Annotated in this window: 17 protein-coding genes; 11 read left to right on the top strand and 6 right to left on the bottom strand. The window is 53.3% G+C overall.

From position 1 onward, the window contains the following. Positions 1 to 199 precede the first annotated feature (199 nt). Together GOV45_RS22350 and GOV45_RS22355 are read right to left on the bottom strand one after the other, a co-directional pair. On the bottom strand, positions 200 to 913 hold the full coding sequence (locus GOV45_RS22350) for an IS6 family transposase (protein ID WP_170482526.1): 714 nt from the start codon (positions 911 to 913) through the stop codon (positions 200 to 202). Between the two features lie 88 nt (positions 914 to 1,001). Further along, positions 1,002 to 1,289, bottom strand: coding sequence for a hypothetical protein (locus tag GOV45_RS22355; RefSeq protein WP_170482477.1), 288 nt, complete (start codon positions 1,287 to 1,289; stop codon positions 1,002 to 1,004). Between the two features lie 407 nt (positions 1,290 to 1,696). Between GOV45_RS22355 and GOV45_RS22360 the strand changes: the two genes are divergently transcribed. Then, positions 1,697 to 2,056, top strand: coding sequence for a hypothetical protein (locus GOV45_RS22360; protein WP_170482481.1), 360 nt, complete (start codon positions 1,697 to 1,699; stop codon positions 2,054 to 2,056). Positions 2,057 to 2,210: 154 nt separating this feature from the next. Here GOV45_RS22360 and GOV45_RS22365 read toward each other — a convergent pair whose 3' ends face one another. Continuing rightward, positions 2,211 to 3,380 (bottom strand): winged helix-turn-helix domain-containing protein, encoded by a 1,170-nt coding sequence (locus tag GOV45_RS22365; protein WP_170482484.1) that lies wholly within the window; start codon positions 3,378 to 3,380, stop codon positions 2,211 to 2,213. 138 nt (positions 3,381 to 3,518) lie between these two features. Here GOV45_RS22365 and GOV45_RS22370 point away from each other — a divergent pair, with 138 nt between their 5' ends. After that, the gene (locus GOV45_RS22370; protein WP_170482487.1) at positions 3,519 to 3,716 is read left to right on the top strand and encodes a hypothetical protein; all 198 of its coding nucleotides are present in this window, start codon (positions 3,519 to 3,521) and stop codon (positions 3,714 to 3,716) included. On the opposite strand, the gene GOV45_RS22375 is transcribed toward GOV45_RS22370, so the two are convergent. From GOV45_RS22375 to GOV45_RS22385, 3 genes are all read right to left on the bottom strand, one after another. After that, positions 3,713 to 4,102, bottom strand: a complete 390-nt coding sequence (locus GOV45_RS22375) for a hypothetical protein (protein ID WP_170482489.1) — start codon at positions 4,100 to 4,102, stop codon at positions 3,713 to 3,715. The two genes, GOV45_RS22370 and GOV45_RS22375, sit on opposite strands and share 4 nt — an antisense overlap. Positions 4,103 to 4,155: 53 nt before the next feature. Beyond that, positions 4,156 to 4,470: a hypothetical protein gene (locus GOV45_RS22380; protein WP_170482491.1), complete on the bottom strand. Its 315-nt coding sequence runs from the start codon at positions 4,468 to 4,470 to the stop codon at positions 4,156 to 4,158. A gap of 464 nt (positions 4,471 to 4,934) precedes the next feature. Beyond that, positions 4,935 to 5,927 (bottom strand): AraC family transcriptional regulator, encoded by a 993-nt coding sequence (locus GOV45_RS22385; protein WP_170482494.1) that lies wholly within the window; start codon positions 5,925 to 5,927, stop codon positions 4,935 to 4,937. Between the two features lie 151 nt (positions 5,928 to 6,078). On the opposite strand from GOV45_RS22385, the gene GOV45_RS22390 reads away from it, so the two are divergent. The 9 genes from GOV45_RS22390 to GOV45_RS22430 all read left to right on the top strand — a co-directional run bounded on the left by GOV45_RS22390 (position 6,079) and on the right by GOV45_RS22430 (position 17,367). Then, positions 6,079 to 7,452 carry a metal-dependent hydrolase family protein gene (locus tag GOV45_RS22390; protein ID WP_170482498.1) on the top strand — a complete coding sequence of 458 codons (1,374 nt, stop codon included), beginning with the start codon at positions 6,079 to 6,081 and terminating at the stop codon, positions 7,450 to 7,452. A 66-nt stretch (positions 7,453 to 7,518) separates the two neighbouring features. After that, positions 7,519 to 9,030: a metal-dependent hydrolase family protein gene (locus tag GOV45_RS22395; protein WP_170482501.1), complete on the top strand. Its 1,512-nt coding sequence runs from the start codon at positions 7,519 to 7,521 to the stop codon at positions 9,028 to 9,030. Positions 9,031 to 9,090: 60 nt separating this feature from the next. Continuing rightward, a complete protein-coding gene (locus tag GOV45_RS22400) occupies positions 9,091 to 10,776 on the top strand; it encodes a hypothetical protein (RefSeq protein ID WP_170482504.1) in 1,686 nt (561 codons plus the stop codon). Continuing rightward, complete coding sequence (locus GOV45_RS22405) at positions 10,773 to 11,558, top strand: DUF3299 domain-containing protein (RefSeq protein WP_170482507.1); 786 nt, start codon at positions 10,773 to 10,775, stop codon at positions 11,556 to 11,558. The genes GOV45_RS22400 and GOV45_RS22405 overlap by 4 nt, the downstream gene beginning before the upstream one ends. Positions 11,559 to 11,590: 32 nt before the next feature. Continuing rightward, a complete protein-coding gene (locus GOV45_RS22410) occupies positions 11,591 to 11,992 on the top strand; it encodes a hypothetical protein (RefSeq protein ID WP_170482510.1) in 402 nt (133 codons plus the stop codon). 25 nt (positions 11,993 to 12,017) lie between these two features. Continuing rightward, positions 12,018 to 13,301, top strand: coding sequence for a carbohydrate porin (locus GOV45_RS22415; RefSeq protein ID WP_170482513.1), 1,284 nt, complete (start codon positions 12,018 to 12,020; stop codon positions 13,299 to 13,301). Positions 13,302 to 13,756: 455 nt separating this feature from the next. Next, positions 13,757 to 14,620 (top strand): alpha/beta fold hydrolase, encoded by an 864-nt coding sequence (locus GOV45_RS22420; protein ID WP_170482516.1) that lies wholly within the window; start codon positions 13,757 to 13,759, stop codon positions 14,618 to 14,620. Between the two features lie 80 nt (positions 14,621 to 14,700). Next, positions 14,701 to 15,114 (top strand): DUF1810 domain-containing protein, encoded by a 414-nt coding sequence (locus GOV45_RS22425; RefSeq protein ID WP_217362475.1) that lies wholly within the window; start codon positions 14,701 to 14,703, stop codon positions 15,112 to 15,114. 489 nt (positions 15,115 to 15,603) lie between these two features. Continuing rightward, complete coding sequence (locus GOV45_RS22430; protein WP_170482521.1) at positions 15,604 to 17,367, top strand: adenylate/guanylate cyclase domain-containing protein; 1,764 nt, start codon at positions 15,604 to 15,606, stop codon at positions 17,365 to 17,367. Positions 17,368 to 17,598: the final 231 nt, after the last annotated feature.

Below are 17,598 nucleotides of genomic sequence, written 5' to 3' on the forward strand. Positions count from 1 at the left end.
TTTTCGGCTGTTAAACCAAAATAATGATGGAATCTTTGAAACCAATCTTGACAGCAAACCCCGAAAAGCAGCTTTTGCCGGCGGGGTGGCTTTGGGCTCGGTGCAGGTTCAATGAAGACCGTCGCACACAATGCCAGTCATCAGATGGTCCTGCCAGACGAATTCGAACTTATCTCTGTTAGGCCAGTGACGCTGTCCTTTATGGCGCACCAAGTTCGCGCCACTCGGCAAGAACGGCGGTGCGTGTCAGTTTGAAGGTGTCTCGGCTGGTTAGCGATCTTTCCTGGTTGAAGTGGCTGTAAACGGAGGAATAGACGGATACGAATTTCTGTAAACTTCGCATACGCCGAAAACGTTGCATGGCGCGTTCTCTTCGTCGGAATGGTAGGTGCGAATTCTCAACGCGATTGTTGAGCCACCTTCCAGTACGTTGCTTTTCCAGCGCTCCTATTTCTCGGAGCGCCGCCTTGTAGGATGCGAAGCGATCCGTCACGATCTTCTCAGCACAACCGTGCCGCTTCATCAATTTCTTGAGGAATTTCAGTGCTGCCTGCTTATTTCGACGTTTCGTGACGACGGCTTCCAGCACCTCACATTCCTGATCCACAGCCTGCCACAGATAGTGTCGTTTTCCATTGACCTTCACAAAGACCTCGTCCACGTGCCACTTCCATTTCGAGAATGCGTGAAGTTGCTGAACACGCTTTCTTCGGATCTCGGAGGCAAACATCGGACCGAACCTGTTCCACCAGTATCGGACAGTTTCATGGCTCACAACGATCCCGCGTTCGTGCAGCAGATCTTCAACATTGTGGGGTGACAGCGGAAACCGAATATACAGAATGACCGCCAAGCGGGTGATCTCAGGACTGGTTTCGAAATACTTGAAAGAGGCAGGTCTGGTCGTGGGCAAAATCCACCCAACCACCCTGCCCCGCTCAAGACAAGTTCTTCTGACATGTCCATCCGTCCGGCCTAGTGCTGTCGCCGGAACAAAACAGCTAGCCCATCATATCCCAATCTGTGTGGGCTCCATGATGAAACTCACCAATGTCCAACGTTGCAACGGCTGAGAAATCATCCTGAGCCGAACCCTGTGTGGGTTTATGATTTGATTTGCCAGCAGGCGCATCGCCAAAATTGTGTCGATCCGCGGCAGTATCGCCAGGATTGTTGTTGGCCTGATGCCCACTTCCGTGTCCGTGCCACTTAGTCGTGAAACCTGCTGGTCCACCTGCATCCGGGGGTGCCATTAAGGGGGCGGCTGAAAACCTCATTAAGCTTTTCATTTCTTCTCCTCTTAGCTGCGCATGCAACCCCCACGGCTGGTTATCGTGAGGAGGATTGGGTCAGAATTGTGGCAGGTTGTGAGAGTAAGTCTAAACTTGGCAATAAACCGCCCAACGATTGCCCTATCATCGCAGAGCACATTTGCTTGCACGATGGCATGGCGCGGACGCTTTGGCGGGCGCCGGGTTCAGTGCATTTAATAACTGACCCCACGCCTTTAATTGCCACAAATTCTGACTGCTAAAAACACATTTCATGAGAAAACTGTTCCAGAGGCCTTCAATTTCAGACCTACATGAACATAGGTTCGGGCATGATCGTTGCTTGATTCAAAAAATGAAGCCTCAAAAGCAAATGTAACTTATACATCAACAGTATGAGTTCAGTGAAATTGAGGGGACACCGCGTGAAGATCTATTCTGTATTCGTTTGGATGCTTGCTCTAACCTTGACGGTTGGCGTCATCGATGTGGCTTCTGCCAAAGAGAAGGGCGGAAAGTCAAAAGACAAGAAAGTTCAGTTGGACAGCAAACCAGGCAAAGGGCAGAAAGCCGTACCGCCAGGGCAAATAAAGCGATATACAAGGGGGGCAAAACTTCCCGCCGACTTGGACTACTCGGACATCGGCGACCTTGCTAACTGGAAATTGAAACCTCCAGGAAAGGGAAATCGTTACATACGCGTCAACGATGAAATTTTGGAAGTTTCGGATGATCTGTCTACTGTCGTGGATGCCGTTGGCATCGTCGGTGACCTGGCTAGGTAAAACAACTGATACATAACTCCTTGGCTCAATACGGTCATCTGAGTTATTTGGTCAGATGTCCGGTCCGGGGTGGATAGCAGACCGAAGTTTACGAAGCGCCAAGATCTGCTCTGCGCACAAAGCAGCCACTGCCGCGAGACGAGCGCCTTAGCTTTCAGGCATCGAGAAAATCCCGGAGCGCCTTTACAAACACATGGAATGTTGGGTGGCCGGGAACAGGTAGGTGGTTAGCGCTTTCCAACACCAACAGCTCCGAGTCGGGAATACCTGCGGCAAGTTTCTGCGCCTGCACCAAGGGGTGTATTGCATCGTCGCGACCCTGAATGATCAGAGTCGGACATTCGACTTTGTTCAACACATCAATGATTGATGCATTGTTGGACCTTTCGCGGTGATCGAGCATGAATTTCTGAGAGGCGCTTTCCTGCATTAGTCCCACAATTTGCCGCACGCCTTCGGCTGGGCCCTCGGGAAAATAGGCCGTAAGAAACGCAGTGGCAATTCCGCCTTCATGTTGGCCCCAACCTGCCTCCATCATAACCTTTAAGACCTCAGGTCGGCCGTCTGCCTGACGAAGCCCGCGGCCCTCTGCATACCCGCCGACGATTACCAGTTGAGTGAGCTTTTCAGGATGCGTTGCCGCAAATGTGACTGCTTCCATACACGCACCGGACTCACTCATGAGGGCAAATCGATCTAAACCGGCAGCATCGGCAACCGCGGCCATATCTTCGACGTTTTCTTCGATGCTGAGCGCGTCATCCAACGCCTCCGATAGACCAGTTCCAGCCCAGTCCATTTGGACGAGTGTTCGGCCCTCACGATAGGCATCATAGCCATCGCGTAAGACCGGTATGTGCCAGGCCTTCTCTTTGCTAAGCGGCGGTCCATCAAGTTGAAACAGCGGTGGGCCAGAGCCTGAAACAAGGTAGGCCAGCGAGTGCCCGCGTTTTGAGATCGTGTATCGAACCTTGGGAGTCGTCGGCTTTTCCGAACATGGTCGATCGGTTGCCTCGCCGCCAGTAACAACAGCAACCATTTCCAGACCTCGTCCGTGATGTGTTCGAATTACCTTCTGCTGCTTTCCGTCGTCTCCAATCGCACGGCGCGCCGCGGCGATCCGGGCACTTACGGCACTTTCGGAAACGACGCGCCCGCCCCAGACCGCGTCAATGATCTCATCCTTGGTCACCAACCTTGAAGGGTTCTCCGCCAGAAATCGCAGCAAATCGAAAACTTGCGGTTCGATGGCAACCTCCAAACCGGCGCATTTCAGTCGACGGCTAGCAGTGTCGAGTTCGCAATCTCCAAAACGGTAGAACAATGAGAAAACCTTTGATTTAAGCTGGTTTTGGAGATTCTAGACGATTCCAAAGGAAATCAAAGGGGTTTCTAAGGACCGCCTTCAAGCGGCAACGTCCCATGTTGTGCATCGTGTTTCTAGCAACCAAGGAGACACAACATGCAACCGCCTTTTGATCTGAACTTGTTGAAAACACCGCTCCCTCACGAACAGCGGGAATTGTACGTCAAGGCCGAGCACGCACGGCAAATCAAGAACTCCGATGCAGCCATTCACGCGTTGATTTCAGGTTGGCGAAACAGCGTTTCCGCTTGGGTCGTCGTGAAGCTCCGTGCCGTTGAGCGCGCGGTTGGCTAGGCATCTTCACTGCAGGCAACCCCGTGACTGTAACTCTCGAAAGTCAGCTTTGGGCTCTTAGCGGACGCCGGTATTAGTTCTAGTACGCAGGTCCCAAGTTCCATCTCTATTTCGCGGCTAGCAGAAGCAAAACGAGAGCGAGTACACCCCAGCCTGCGATCGCGGGGTAGGACCAACCAATATTGCTCCTCCTTGGGCAAGTCCCAGCCCTCAGTGCCCCGAGCCGCCCTAACGGTCCAAAGACACGCGACGGGCCAGTAAACGGTAATTCCCAAGGCTGCACCGAGCACCGCCGCAGCCCACGAAGCGGCCATCGCGTGCGCCACGAGCCCGAGGCCAAGTAAAGGTGCATAGAAAACCAAATCGGCGCCCGCATATGCGGACAATAGGGTTGTTCAAAGAGATCGCAGAGCTGCAAGATCGCTGGGAAATCGAAGGACTAAGTCCAGGCGACAGCTGTTCCAACAAGAACCAGAGCCATCCCAGCAGCTTCTTTGACTGAGTACACCTCTTGGAAGAAAAAATGTGAAACCACACCCAAAATTATGACTTCAGCTCCCAATATAGCTACGTAAATCAGCCCCAATTTTTCATGCCCCAGAGCTGCAACTTCGAATGCGCCAGCTGTCAGCAAAGCAACAGCGATTATAGTTGCCACGCCCAGGTTAGGTAGTGTCCACCATGACTTCATGGCAACTATAGCAATACAGTAAAAAAGAGCAGATAGTAGTGCGAGTGCAGCAACCACGCTCATGATTAAATCTCCCTCGATAGAAATAAAATATCAGAAAGAAACTCATTGAGATGTGACCTAATTCACAAAGCAATTTTGAATTTTTCAGGGGTCAAAACCACAGGTATTGTCAGCGGCCCAATTGGACGCTCCGGGCTCGGTTCGGTCATTCGCTTCACTCGGCGTGAGCATCCGCTTTGCGGACAAAGCCACCATTTGGTCAATGACCGCTTTCCAGAAGTGGGCTTCGTTCGCGGGGTAAGCGTATTTGTTGGATCGTTTGAAAGCTGCGGGGGCCTTATCAGCCCATATCCGAAACGCCCGTGAGAAGCCTGTTGAGTCGGTATGGCCTAGTCTTTACGCTTTTCGCGGCGTTGAAGTCCCACGGAAAAACGCCGGATATCCGAAGCGAGCCAACGCCTGCAGTAAGTTGGGACTTGCGTCGTCGCTTCTGAATCTTGGAGCGGTAATCTTTAGCTTAACGATCAGTCGGAGTTGCATATCTGATTGCGTTTTTTGAATTCATTCGGAGTCATCCCGGTCCATCGCTTGAAACTCCTGTGAAAACTGGGTTGGTCCAGAAGCCCAACACTTTCACCAATTTCTTTTATCGAAAGTTGGCTGTTTACAAGCAAAGTCTTCGCTCGCTTCGCCCGACATTTTTCCAGTTCTGCTTTGAAGCTTGTACCATTGGCTCGGAAGGTGCGTTTCAAACGGTCGGGGCTTTGCGAATACAACTCTGCAAACCAGTTCAGGGTGGCAGGTTGCTTGTCGAGATGCAGTTCAAGCAAATCGCGGGTTTGCTGAAGAAAGTCGTCGGCGCCTGTGAAGTTCTCCGGGAGATTCTGGCTTTGCCCACCTCCGGACCGAAGCAACAACCAGTTTGCTGGAAACTCGATGTGCGCCCCCATGCGGTTGGTCCTGCGTACCGAAATTTCCTTTTTCTGCCAATCAGGGATACAATCAGGTTTGCAAACCCAGAATTGTAGTTTCTTGGAGTCCCAGTCGGGATCGCAGACGGATCGAACTAGTCGAACCATAAATCCCAGATAATAGCCGTCGACTTGGCCAGGTGGAGAAGATGGCTTGAATGTGCGTTTTGCAACCAACCTAGCGACATGACCGTTGGTCTCGAGATTGTAGTTCGCCATGGACGAAATCCTGCCGACGTCCACAACAAGCGATATTAAAAGATCACCGAGCGTCGCGCTTTGAGTTTCAAGGATCGACAGGTTGGGCAATGTATTGAGAGCCGCATTAGCACCGACGTCAAACCCTAAATGCGGGTTACTCAATGCCTTCGCGAGATTGTCGATCAGATCGTACCAATGCTGCCCTGCCATGAACGCTTCGCCGCGCTGCACGTCCTTCAGACAGAGGCCGGATGGCTCAAGAAATTTTTCAACTTCAAGGCCATGGCTGAGGGCAAGGGACACAAAAGGTTGCGCCATCGAGCATTCAACAGTTGGGAGTTTCATTTGCCGACCTGAACTATCGCGATTTAATTTTTTATTCGCATTTTCGAGCATTTTTTTGGACAATTCAACCATATTGCTAATGACAGTCTGAGCGCCACACGCAAAGATACAATCGTGCAGAGCAGTGCATTGCCAAGAAGGAAACTCCAAAATGTTCAAAAGATTTATAGTCGCCACTGTTCTTTCAGCGGTCGCAACATATTCATTTGCTCAAGAGGAGAGCTTTCCGATCCTCTTCACCAATGTGCATGTCTTTGACGGGGTGAACGAAGAGCGGATCGAGAATGCCAATGTGCTGGTCGTCGACAACTTGATCGCCGATGTCTCGACCGAACCTCTGGCCGTCGCCAACGCCCAGATCATCGACGGCGGCGGGCGCACGCTGATGCCGGGGATGCATGACCAGCACGTGCATCTTACGGTATTCAATCCGCTCAGCGACGGGTTACGCCAGAACATCACTCCCTTTCACCTTGGCGGCGTCGCCACGATCCGGTCCGAACGCATCCTGATGAACGGATTCACAACCGTGCGCGACCTTGGTGGTCCGGCCAAATCCATCGCCCGCATCATTGACACCGGAATGTTTCCCGGCCCGCGTATCTATTCCTCGGAAGCGTTTATCACTCAGACATCCGGTCATGCCGATTTCCGCAAACTGAACGACCGGCATCCGACACTCTCCGGACAGGGTCCTTCGCATTGGGTCGAGACGGACATGAGCTTTATCGCCGACGGACCTGAGCAAATCCGAATGGCGGTGCGTGAAAACCTGCGTCGCGGGGCAACCCAGATCAAGATCATGGTCAGCGGCGGGGTTACGTCAGAGTTCGATCCGCTGCACTCACTTCAGTATCAGGCTGACGAGATCCAGATGGCGGTCAAGACGGCCGCGCAATGGGGCACCTATGTCACCTGCCATGTGTTCACCGAAGAGGCGATCCGCAACTGCATCGACAATGGCGCCAAGACGATTGAACACATCCCGTTCCTGACCAAGGAGGCTGCCGAGATTATGGTCGAAAAGCAGATCATGTTCGCGACGGCGGTGGCCCCGGTCTACTCGGTGACCACCGAACAAGCGGAAGCCTTTTACACGCCAGCGTCCTTTGTAAAATGGAAAAGCGTGCGCGATGCTGCAGCCAATATGATCGAAGTAATCCAGACGACGCCGGGCATGATCGATCTCTACACACTGGGCACAGACCTTGTGAACAACTGGGATCAGACGCTTGAGCAAGACAAGAAGATGAACGACGAAATCGGGTATCTGCACGAAGCGGGTTTCAGCGCATATGACATTCTGCGCATCGCTACGTCGAACGGCGCCCGCATGAACCAACTGACCGGCTTGAACAACCCGTATCAAGACGGCCCCCTCGGCGTGGTCGAGGAAGGTGCCTATGCAGATCTTCTACTCGTCGATGGCAACCCGCTGGAGGACATCCTTCTGTTGGCCGAGCCGGACGCCAATCTGAAAATCATCATGAAAGACGGCGTGATCTACAAGAATACACTCGATTGAGTGTCGCGCGGGGTGAATTCACCTCGGCACCCCGCGCACCCCGATAGCGGAAGGGAAAGGAAGCCCATGAAATACCTCGGCAAATCTACAATGATGGCGAGCGCAGTCGCTCTCACAACAAGCGCGGCTTTTGCACAGGAGGCCGCAGGTGAAATCCCCCCTGTTACACTCTTTAAGAATGTGATGGTTTTTGATGGAGTGAGTGACGGGCTCAAGGACGTCGACGTTCTCGTCGTAGGCAACAAGATTCACAAGATTGACGCTGACATTCCTGAGGGCGGGAAGTGGGAAGTCGATGTGCGCACCGGGGGATCCAAGCGGTTGCCTGATCCAGTCGGCGGCATCGACGGCTACTCCTTCACCGTTCAAACGGAACGCGGCATCGAGACCAAAGAAGTGGATGTGACCGTCATTGACGGAGACGGTCGTACGCTCATGCCCGGGCTTATCGACAGCCATGTGCATGTGAACATGTACAAGAACGGGACTATCCCGGGGCTTCAGGACACCACATGGGAAGAGATTGGCGCACGTGCTGCCGCATTCGCGCAGGAAATGTTGGCGATGGGCTTTACAACGGTTCGCGATATGTGCGGCGCTCATGGTGGGCTTAGAGCGGTTATTGATGAAGGATCACTTCCCGGCCCAAGAATTTATTCCTCCGGCGCATGCCTTAGCCAAACGGGCGGACACGGCGACTGGGGTATCGCTGGTCAGCGCAAGAACGAGAGCAATCTTGAGCGACTGGAGATAACCAGATTGGTGGACGGGCCCGCCGAGGTGCTTCAGGGTGCGAGGAGGAATTTTGCTTTAGGGGCAAACTATCTAAAGATCATGGTCAGCGGTGGCGTGACATCGATCAAGGACCCGATCTATCAGTCTGCTTTCACAAACGAAGAGATTTCTGCTGCAGTAGAGGTTGCAGGCGATATGGACTCATACGTCGCTATGCACGTATTTATGGACAGCGACCTGTCCCGTGCTCTCGATCTTGGTGTCAAAGTGGTAGACCACGGCCTGACTATTACCGAACCGACGATGCAGAAGCTGGTCGAAAAAGAGGCGTTCTTTTCGCCCAACCTGACTGCGCTTGCGCCCGAAGCTCTGGAACACCCGATGCATCAGGACCCGACTTTCCCGCCGACGGCGAAGTTTCTGTGGTTGCGGGAAAACAGCAAGCAGCTCATGGATCTTGTGAAAAAATACAAGCCGAAGATGGTGTTCGATTCCGATTACGTGCTTCTCACGGGTGTCCCTTATCGCCAGTCAATGGATTTTACGAAGGCGTTTGTCGCGCGTGAGTTTGGCAACCTCTGGGCATTGCAGATGATGACCTCGAATGGTGGCGAATTGGCGGCTCTGACCGGACGAGGAAACCCTTACCCTGAAGGCAAGCTTGGTGTGATCGAAGAAGGCGCCTACGCCGACATTCTGATCGTAGACGGGAACCCACTTGAAGACATCTCGGCCATCGGCGCGGTGGATACATGGTTTGATGCGCCGCCGCGCGGACAGGATGTCCCAAGCATTCGAATGATCATGAAGGACGGCGTGATCTACAAGAACACGCTGAACTGACCTCTCCATTACGGCGGGGTCATCGGTCTCTGTCCGCCAACAACTTTTGGAGTCTTAGAAATGAAAACATCCGCGATAGCCATTCTGGTCGCACTCTCAGGTTTCGCAACCCCGGCGTTTGCCGCAGATTGCGATGTTGCACTGCTCAACGGGCGGGTCATGGACCCGGAAAACAATTTCGACGCCGTTCGTAACGTCTGCATCAAGGGCGATAGGATCACGTCGATTACCGAAGATGCAATTTCGGGTGAACGCGAGATCGACGTTGCAGGCCACGTGGTCGCGCCCGGCTTCATCAATACCCACTCGCACTCCTTCGGGGGGTTTGATCAGAAGATGATGGCCCACGACGGGACCACCACGATCCTCGACACGGAAAGCGGTGTGGCCGATGCCGACCTGTTCTATGACAAGTATGAGGGCAACTCCTTTCTCAATTACGGCACCGGGATGGGACATGAAGAGATCCGGCGTGTGGTTATGGACGGCGTACCGGTCGAACTGGCATCCGATCCGACATACATCCTCAAATCGCGCGGGGCGGCCGAGGAAGAAGACGGCCATGCCAGTTGGGCCCTCGATGTCCCGTCCAAGGAACAACTCGAAGAAGTCATGACCATGTACGTCAAGGGTCTGCGCGCCGGCGCGATCACCGTTAATACGACGGTCGGCTACATGGGGTACAACACCTTCCCGAAAGAGATCTTCGCACTCCAGAAGCTTGCCAAGGAATATGACCGGTACTTTGGCGCACATACACGGTTCGGGCCGACCGAGAGCCTGCCGCTCTACTACTCGCTGGGTGCAAACGAGGTGATCGCAAATGCCGTGGCCCTGGATGGCGCGCTGATCCTGTCGCACATTCAGAATCAGGGCTGGGAAGAGATTTACGAACTCGCCCGCCGCCTGCAGCAGCGCGACATGGACATCTTCGCCGAGTACTATCCGGCGATCACCGGAAATCCCAACATCGCAACCCCACAACTGCTGCCCGACAAGATCGAGTCGAACAATATCGTTCCGACGCGGGATATCTTCGATACCTCCACCGGGGAGCTCTATGAAACGGACGAAGAATTCTTCCGTCAACAGGCAGAGGACCCGTCCAAGCCAATCTTCATCACTGTGCGCCCGGAAGCCGATCTGAAGCGCTGGATCCACATGAAGGACATTGCGATCGCCAATGATATCGTCGGCTATCTCGTCGATGGCGAACCGCTGCCAGTTGAGGCCGATTTCAGAGAGTACGGCGGCCACCCGCGCAATGCCGGCACTTATGGCATCGTGTTCCGCGAAGCCCGCGAGCAGGGTATCCCGCTCATGGAGATCGTCAACAACGCCTCTTACATCCCCGCCAAGTACTTCTCCCGCGTCGGTCTTCAGGCGATGCAAGAGCGCGGCCGGATGCAGGAAGGCATGATCGCAGATATCACAATTTTCAACCCCGAGACGATCACTGAGACATCATCGATGAAAAAGGGCATGAACGGATCATTCACCAAGGGGATTCCCTACGTTCTGGTGAGCGGTCAGATCATCATCGACGGCGGCGTTGCAAACACCGATCTGCGGCCCGGAAAGCCGATCCGGTACGCGCGCATCACAGACGGTGAAATCGATCTCGATCTGGGCGACAAGGCATTCTCGTGGCATGCGGATATCGAAACGCCAGAGGATGAACACTCGGAGTTCCCTGATCGGCCGGCAGCGCTCGAAACCACGATACCCGGGAGCCCGGAGCAATGAGGGCTTTCCGGTCGGTCCTCGCCTCCTTTGTCTTCTCAGCCTGTTGGCAGGCCGCAGTTGCCGAACCTTTGGTAACTGACTGGCCCGATCTCGTTGATGAGGCGGCTCAGAACTTCGAGGATCCCTTCCGTGATCTGACCTTCGATCAGCTTGTCGCACTGCGCACCTTTGTGAATGCTCAGGAGAGCCTGACATCCGGAGACACTGCGGAAGATGACCGATCGCAACTGGAAGCTCAGCTCGCCGACGTCGAGGCGGAGCTGAAAGCCGAGGGGATTGATGCCAATTGGCTTATTTCGCAAAGGTGGGTTGTTGCGGATCGGAGAAAGCTGGCAGGAGAAGCCGGAAATCCGGCGAAAGACGGGGAAATCATCAAGCTGGGTGGATTTGTCATTCCGGCACCCGCCGCCGAGGACGGCACGCCTGTGGGCTATCTGGTTCCAGAGCGGGGAATGTGCAGCCACGTACCACCACCACCGCCAAACCAGATGGTTCGCTTGCGTCTGACCAATGGCTGGAAGTCGACCGAGATGTATGAACCAATTGTTGTGACGGGACAGTTGCAAATCCAGCCGTCGGATGAGCGGATGTTGGTAGTCGACGGTTTCGTTTCAATGCGTGCCACCTTCGAAATGGATGTTACTGACGTTCAAACGTTCAGTAAAAATGACGTCCGCCAGTCAGTGGGCACTACCGATCCATCAGCCGCCACCAAGGCTTGGGCGGAAGGTCTCGCCGAAAAGCTCAAGCAAAACCGTCAATCTCAAACAGAGAACCAATAACCTCGTCAGGCTCTTCATCGAAAGGACGTACGATGAAACATCTTATCCTAGGGGCTCTTATGGCGGGATACGCCACATTGGCCACTGCAGAAGATACCCAAAACATGCGCACGTTTTTGTTCATTGGCACGTCCAACAGTGCCGCGTGGGAAATGCAGATTGCAAATCCAGGCGATCGTGCAGCTAGCGTCAAAGGTGGAATTGAGGCGCTTGGCGGGGAGCTTCTCAGTTACTATTGGGGGCTCGGAAACGGGAAAAACTATATCACTGTTTTGCTACCTGACGATCCCACCTTCATTCAGGCGTTTTACGTCAGCCGTCTTGGGGATGGACTGCTGGACGACTACCAGATGATCGAATTGATGAGCAGCGCGGACATGGCCGAAGCGTTGTCCCGCGTGCCCGAGATCAAGGCGCAGGATGATTTGAAGTAGTGTCAGTCGTATCAGGAACAAAACCATGCGCTCAAACCTCAATGTAACAGTTGCAATGGCGCGGTTGAAACAGACCATGAGCGTTTGCGCAGGAGTGGCGGCCATCGCATCCGGGGCGGCAGCCCAAGAGAACAGCACGGTACGGCAACTGGAGGCGGCAGCCACCGCATCGCTCGGGGGGCCAGCGTCGGCTCAGGCGCAATTGGAGCAGGACAGGCTCCGGCGTCTCGAGAATTCCAGATTGCCGGGGCTGGATCGGTTTTTCGATCCCTTCGAACAGTCGCGCGAGGCTTTTGCCAAACGCACTGGGTTGAATTTGTCCTTCGACTACCAAGCGCTGTACCAGAAGTCTTCAGACAGCCTGAGTGGCACCGACGAGGCGGCATCCGGGCAGGCGCGGATCATTGGCAACTGGGCACTCTTTAATCGTGGCAGTGAAAATGCGGGTAGCTTTGTCTTCATCCTCGAAAACCGTCATCGGCTAGGAACGGATATCGCGCCGGGCGGTCTCGCGGGCGAAATCGGATATCTCGGTGTCACGGCAACGACCTTCAGCGACACAGATTCAACGCTGTCGGTTGCTTATTGGTCGCAGGCGCTGTCCGGCATCGACGGAGGCTTCGTTGCAGGTCGCATCGACCCCGGCGACTATTCCGATATCCTTGGCTATGTGAATCCCCGCACGACCTTTTCGAATTTTTCAATTCTGTTCAGTCCAGTCCTTCCCATTCCCGATCCCGGCTTTGGCATTGCTGGCGGTGGTTACTTTACAGATCAGATCTACGCACTTGGCGTGGTCAGCGATGCCAATGGATCATTGACGGATATAGACTGGTTTCCCGGCGGTTCGGAGTTCTTCACCTACGGAGAGATCGGCTGGACGCCTGCAAGAGACCAACGATACCTCACCAATGTTCACCTCGGTGTATTCCATGTGGATGACAGAGAAGACGCCGGCGTGCCCAGCAGTCACGGAGCGATGCTGTCGGGCAATGTGACCCTTGACGAAAGCGTTATGCTGTTCGGCCGCCTTGGCTGGTCCGACGGCGATGCCCCGATTGCCAGACGTGCGGTCAACGCCGGGGTCATGTGGCGCCCCGGGTTCTATGACGACTTGTTCGGGTTTGGCGTGACGGTCGCCGACCCAACCGATCAAAGCCTTGACACGCAAACCACCGTCGAAGCGTTTTACCGGCTGGATATCTCCGACAACCTCGCGCTCACGGCAGATGTCCAATATTTGAACAATCCCGGCTTCTCCGATGATGATCCTCTGGTGTTCGGGCTGAGGTTGAGATTCAACTTATGAGACAGAAAAAAACCGAAACTTCTGTCTAGCACTTAGTATTCTGAGAGCCGGCCTCCGCTGATTAACCGGCCCGTCAATTCGATGTAGAATTACAGGCTAATGATGATTGGATGGCTTCTCTGGCAAAGTTGAAAACTTCGTTTTCGAGAAGCTTGTCACAGTTTTAGCCAGACAGGTTCGCGTTGAAAGCCGGATGTAGCGTAGCTTCCTTTCGAAACCCGGCGCTTAAAACCACAATCGTAGCTCGAGCTCAGTGAAAGAGAGGATAAAGCAGACGTTCGCAACCTATCCTCCAACGGCAAGTTTGGGCTCGAAGCGGTCGTTCGCTGCGTCTCGCGCCAATGACCGTTATTCGGAAAAAGCAGAACGTCGATGCAGAGATAGAAGCAACAGCTTTGCCTTCTACAGGAGCACATCGTAAGAAACCGGAAGTGAGAAGCAGCCGGAGCAAAGTTATGTTTGAGGGTTTCACCGAAATCGATGTGGAACTAGAAAACGCCAAAATTCACGCTAAGGTTGGTGGAGAGGGAGAGCCGTTGCTTCTCATACACGGTTACCCACAATCTCACGTTATGTGGCATACAATTGTCGAGGAACTTGCAGCTTCCTACAACGTTATCGTGCCAGACTTGCGGGGTTACGGAGACTCTGTTGCGAAGAATGCAGACTTTTCATTTCGCGCCATGGCTCAGGATCAGGTTTCGTTAATGAAGCACTTGGGACATACCATCTTTCATGTGGTTTCTCATGATCGTGGCGCACGCACCGCTCACAGGATGACGTTGGACCACCCTGGCGTGACGCGTTCCGTTGCACTCCTCGATATACTTCCAACGCTTGATGTTTGGCGCACAATGGATGATTGGCTCGCCAAACGCTACTATCATTGGACCTTCTTGGCTCAACCAGGCGACATGCCTCGCCGCTTGATTAACAACGATCCTCTTTTGTTTTTGCATTCCGCCTTACTTGGCTTGTCAGGGTCGATCGATATTTTCGACAAAGACGCGCTGGCTGAATATGAACGCGCCGCGCAGAATCCAGATGTTGTGGCAGCGTGGTGCGGAGATTATTCGGCAGGGGCAACGATTGACGTGGAGCACGACCGGGCGAGTCAGGGCGAAAAGAGCCTCATTCCGTGCCTTGTACTTTGGGGCAGTAAAGGCGTGGTGGATCATCACATCGACCCAGTCGAGGCTTGGCAGGCGTGGTTTCCGAACGCGCTAGGCCACCCTGTTGAAGCCGGCCATTTTCTTGTGGAGGAAAACCCGAAAGCTGTCCTTGATGCGCTATGCGTTCACTTGGATGGTGTCGATTAGAAAGTTCCATTACTCGCCTCCTAGAGATGATAAAACAAGCCTCAAGAGTTTTCATTCATTCAGCTTCGGGGGGACACTTAATGTATGATCTTCTGCGGTTCGCAAAGGCACAGGAACACGGTTACGAGCGCGCGCTGGCTGAGATCGAACGGGGTATGAAAACAAGCCATTGGGTTTGGTACATTTTTCCACAAGTTAAAGGACTAGGGTTTTCTGAGAAATCACGGTGGTTCGGGATCGAGGACTTGGGTGAAGCTCGAGCTTATCTCAATGACCCCACGCTCGGTCCTCGATACGTGAAGTGTGTGAACGCTCTGCTTTCAAACTCTGAAATTCCGATCAAGGACATTATGGGGCCTCTGGATGCCAAAAAACTTCAGTCTTCTTTGACACTGATGCTGGCGGCAGGTGGGGGGGAAATTGTCCAAAAAGCTATCGACGAGTTCTATGACGGAAAAATCTGCGAAAAGACGATGCAGATACTCTCGCGTTAATTCATTTGGATCGCCTTAGTTCCGTTGGCAAAAGTCCACAGAGCCGTCGTTCGTTGCAACTTGCTCCAATGCATGCGACGTGAACCAAGCCGACGTTCAGGACAAAAATTTTGAAGTTCCTACTGTGAATGGCTGCTCCTCGCAAAAGCGGACGGTGGCGGAAATTTGAGCGATGGCCCTGTTGCGGACAATGCCGACATTCTTCGACACAACCTTCGAAACACCGAAAATGCACGACTAATTCCATGGACGCCAGAACATATCAAGTGGTGCCGTCCGCTCGTAAATTCGTTTTAACTTCTAGTTTGACATCGGGTTAAAGCGCGGCGCTGGATGAAACTTCTCTCTCACAGCATCGTTGCTCCAAAACCCAGTGGTCGCCAATAGAGTTTAGCTTAGACGCCGCAATCTTGTTGACCGGGAGATACAATCAAAAACTGGATTTCAGTTGTTTCTGAGTCTAGTTTCAGCGTTTAGGGAGGTGCGTGCATGAAACGAAGACTTGCTGCAATACTTGCAGCAGATGTCGTGGGTTATTCGCGCCTTGTCCGCTCCAATGAAGAGCGTACGTTAGAGCAATTGCGAGAACTACGGGAAAACCTCATCGAGCCCGCCTTTGCAAAACATGAAGGCCGTGTAGTCAAATGGATGGGCGACGGAGTACTGACGGAGTTTGCAAGCGCTGTCGACGCGGTTTCATGCGCTTATGATATTCAAAAGTCTATCCATTCACGCAACGGAGACTTCCCAATTGATGAGGGGATTACTTTTCGCGTCGGCATCAACATCGGCGACGTCGTGGTGGAAGGTGATGACATTCAAGGCGATGGTGTCAACGTGGCCTCAAGGTTGGAGACGCTGTCCGATCCTGGTGGGATTTGCATTTCGGCCTTAGTCTATGAACAGATCAAGCACCGCCTGGATGTGCCTTTTCAAGACGCGGGTGACCAGCAGGTTAAAAACATTGCAGAGCCAATCCGCGTCTGGAAATGGGTGGGCGCGGCAAACGAACCAGCAACTACTAAAGAGCCCAATTCAGAGTCAGTCCTGATTTCAACTCCCAAGCTGCCAGACACTCCGTCTATCGCGGTTTTGCCGTTTGACAATATGTCAGGCGATACCGAGCAGGAGTACTTCGCAGACGGCATGACAGAGGACCTGATCACCGACCTTTCAAAATTGTCTGGCTTGTTAGTCATCGGTCGCAACTCTTCTTTTGTTTACAAAGGCAAGGCCGTAGATCTGCGACGCGTCGGTAAGGAGTTGGGTGTGCACTATGTCCTTGAAGGCAGTATCCGCAAGGCAGGCAATCGGGTTCGCATGAACGCGCAGCTAATTGAAACAGCGAATGGAACCCACGTATGGGCCAATCGCAGGGACGGAACGCTAGAAGATGTTTTTGACCTGCAGGACGAGATTACAAGAGAAATTGTCGATGCGCTGTCAATTGAGTTACGGGAAGGTGAGGAAAAGCGCCTTGGCAGTCAATACACAGAGAATATCGAAGCGCGTGACTGGTTTCTTAAAGGGCGACTGCGCTATCGTGAACCGGGTCCTCAAGCCAACGCCGAAGCGCAGTTACTGTTGACCAAGGCTTTAGAAGCTGACCCAAACTTCGCGTATGCAATGGCTGTTAGAAGCTACCTGAAATTCCATGCTTGGTTCTTCAAGTGGAACAGCCACCACAACGCGTTCGACGAAGCATTGGCTGAGGCCGAACATGCAGCCAAGATCGATCCTAACCTAGCCGCGGCTCACGCGTTTCTGGGTTGGATGCATATGTGGGGCGAGGGATTCGAAAGAGCTCTTTCTGAGCATGAGACAGCTCTATCATTGGACCCCAATTCCTCAGATGGACACTTGTGGCAGGCTTCTTCACTTATCTACGCGGGAACGCCGGAGTTGGCAATTGCTCCCATGGATCGAGCAATGCGGCTAGAACCGCATACTCCACCCATTTACCTTCTGAATTATGGTCACCTGATGTTGCAGCTTGACCGCTATGAAGAAGCCATCGAATATTTGCAGGCAGCAATACGAAACGCTCCTCAGTTCCCTATGAACTACATATTTTTGTCGGCGGTAAAAACTGCGCAGGGCAAATTGCAGGAGGCCGAGGAAGCCGGCATGAGACTTCTCGGATTGATCCCTGTAGCTACGGTATCCACACTGAGTTCCCAATTGCCCTACGCAAAGGAAGAGCACAGACAAAAAATTGTTGCGGGCCTGAAAGCCGCAGGATTGCCAGATTAGTGAGACGCAAAGAAGCCCGCTTCGGGCTCAGAAGTAGACATTCGCTGCAACAGGCATGAATGACTGATTTACGGACGAAGCCGCCGCTCAATAGCATTTGAGAACGGTTGTTGGTCGTTCTCGCTTATCGGTTTAGCAAAAAGGGCTGCTCTGTTCATTTAACCAAGGGACCATGTAAGGCGTTGTGCCATTCGATATCGTGCTCCGTGATGCCCATTTCACTCCGTTCAA

The sequence above is a fragment of the Ruegeria arenilitoris genome (assembly GCF_013035425.1).
Taxonomy (GTDB): domain Bacteria; phylum Pseudomonadota; class Alphaproteobacteria; order Rhodobacterales; family Rhodobacteraceae; genus Ruegeria; species Ruegeria arenilitoris_A.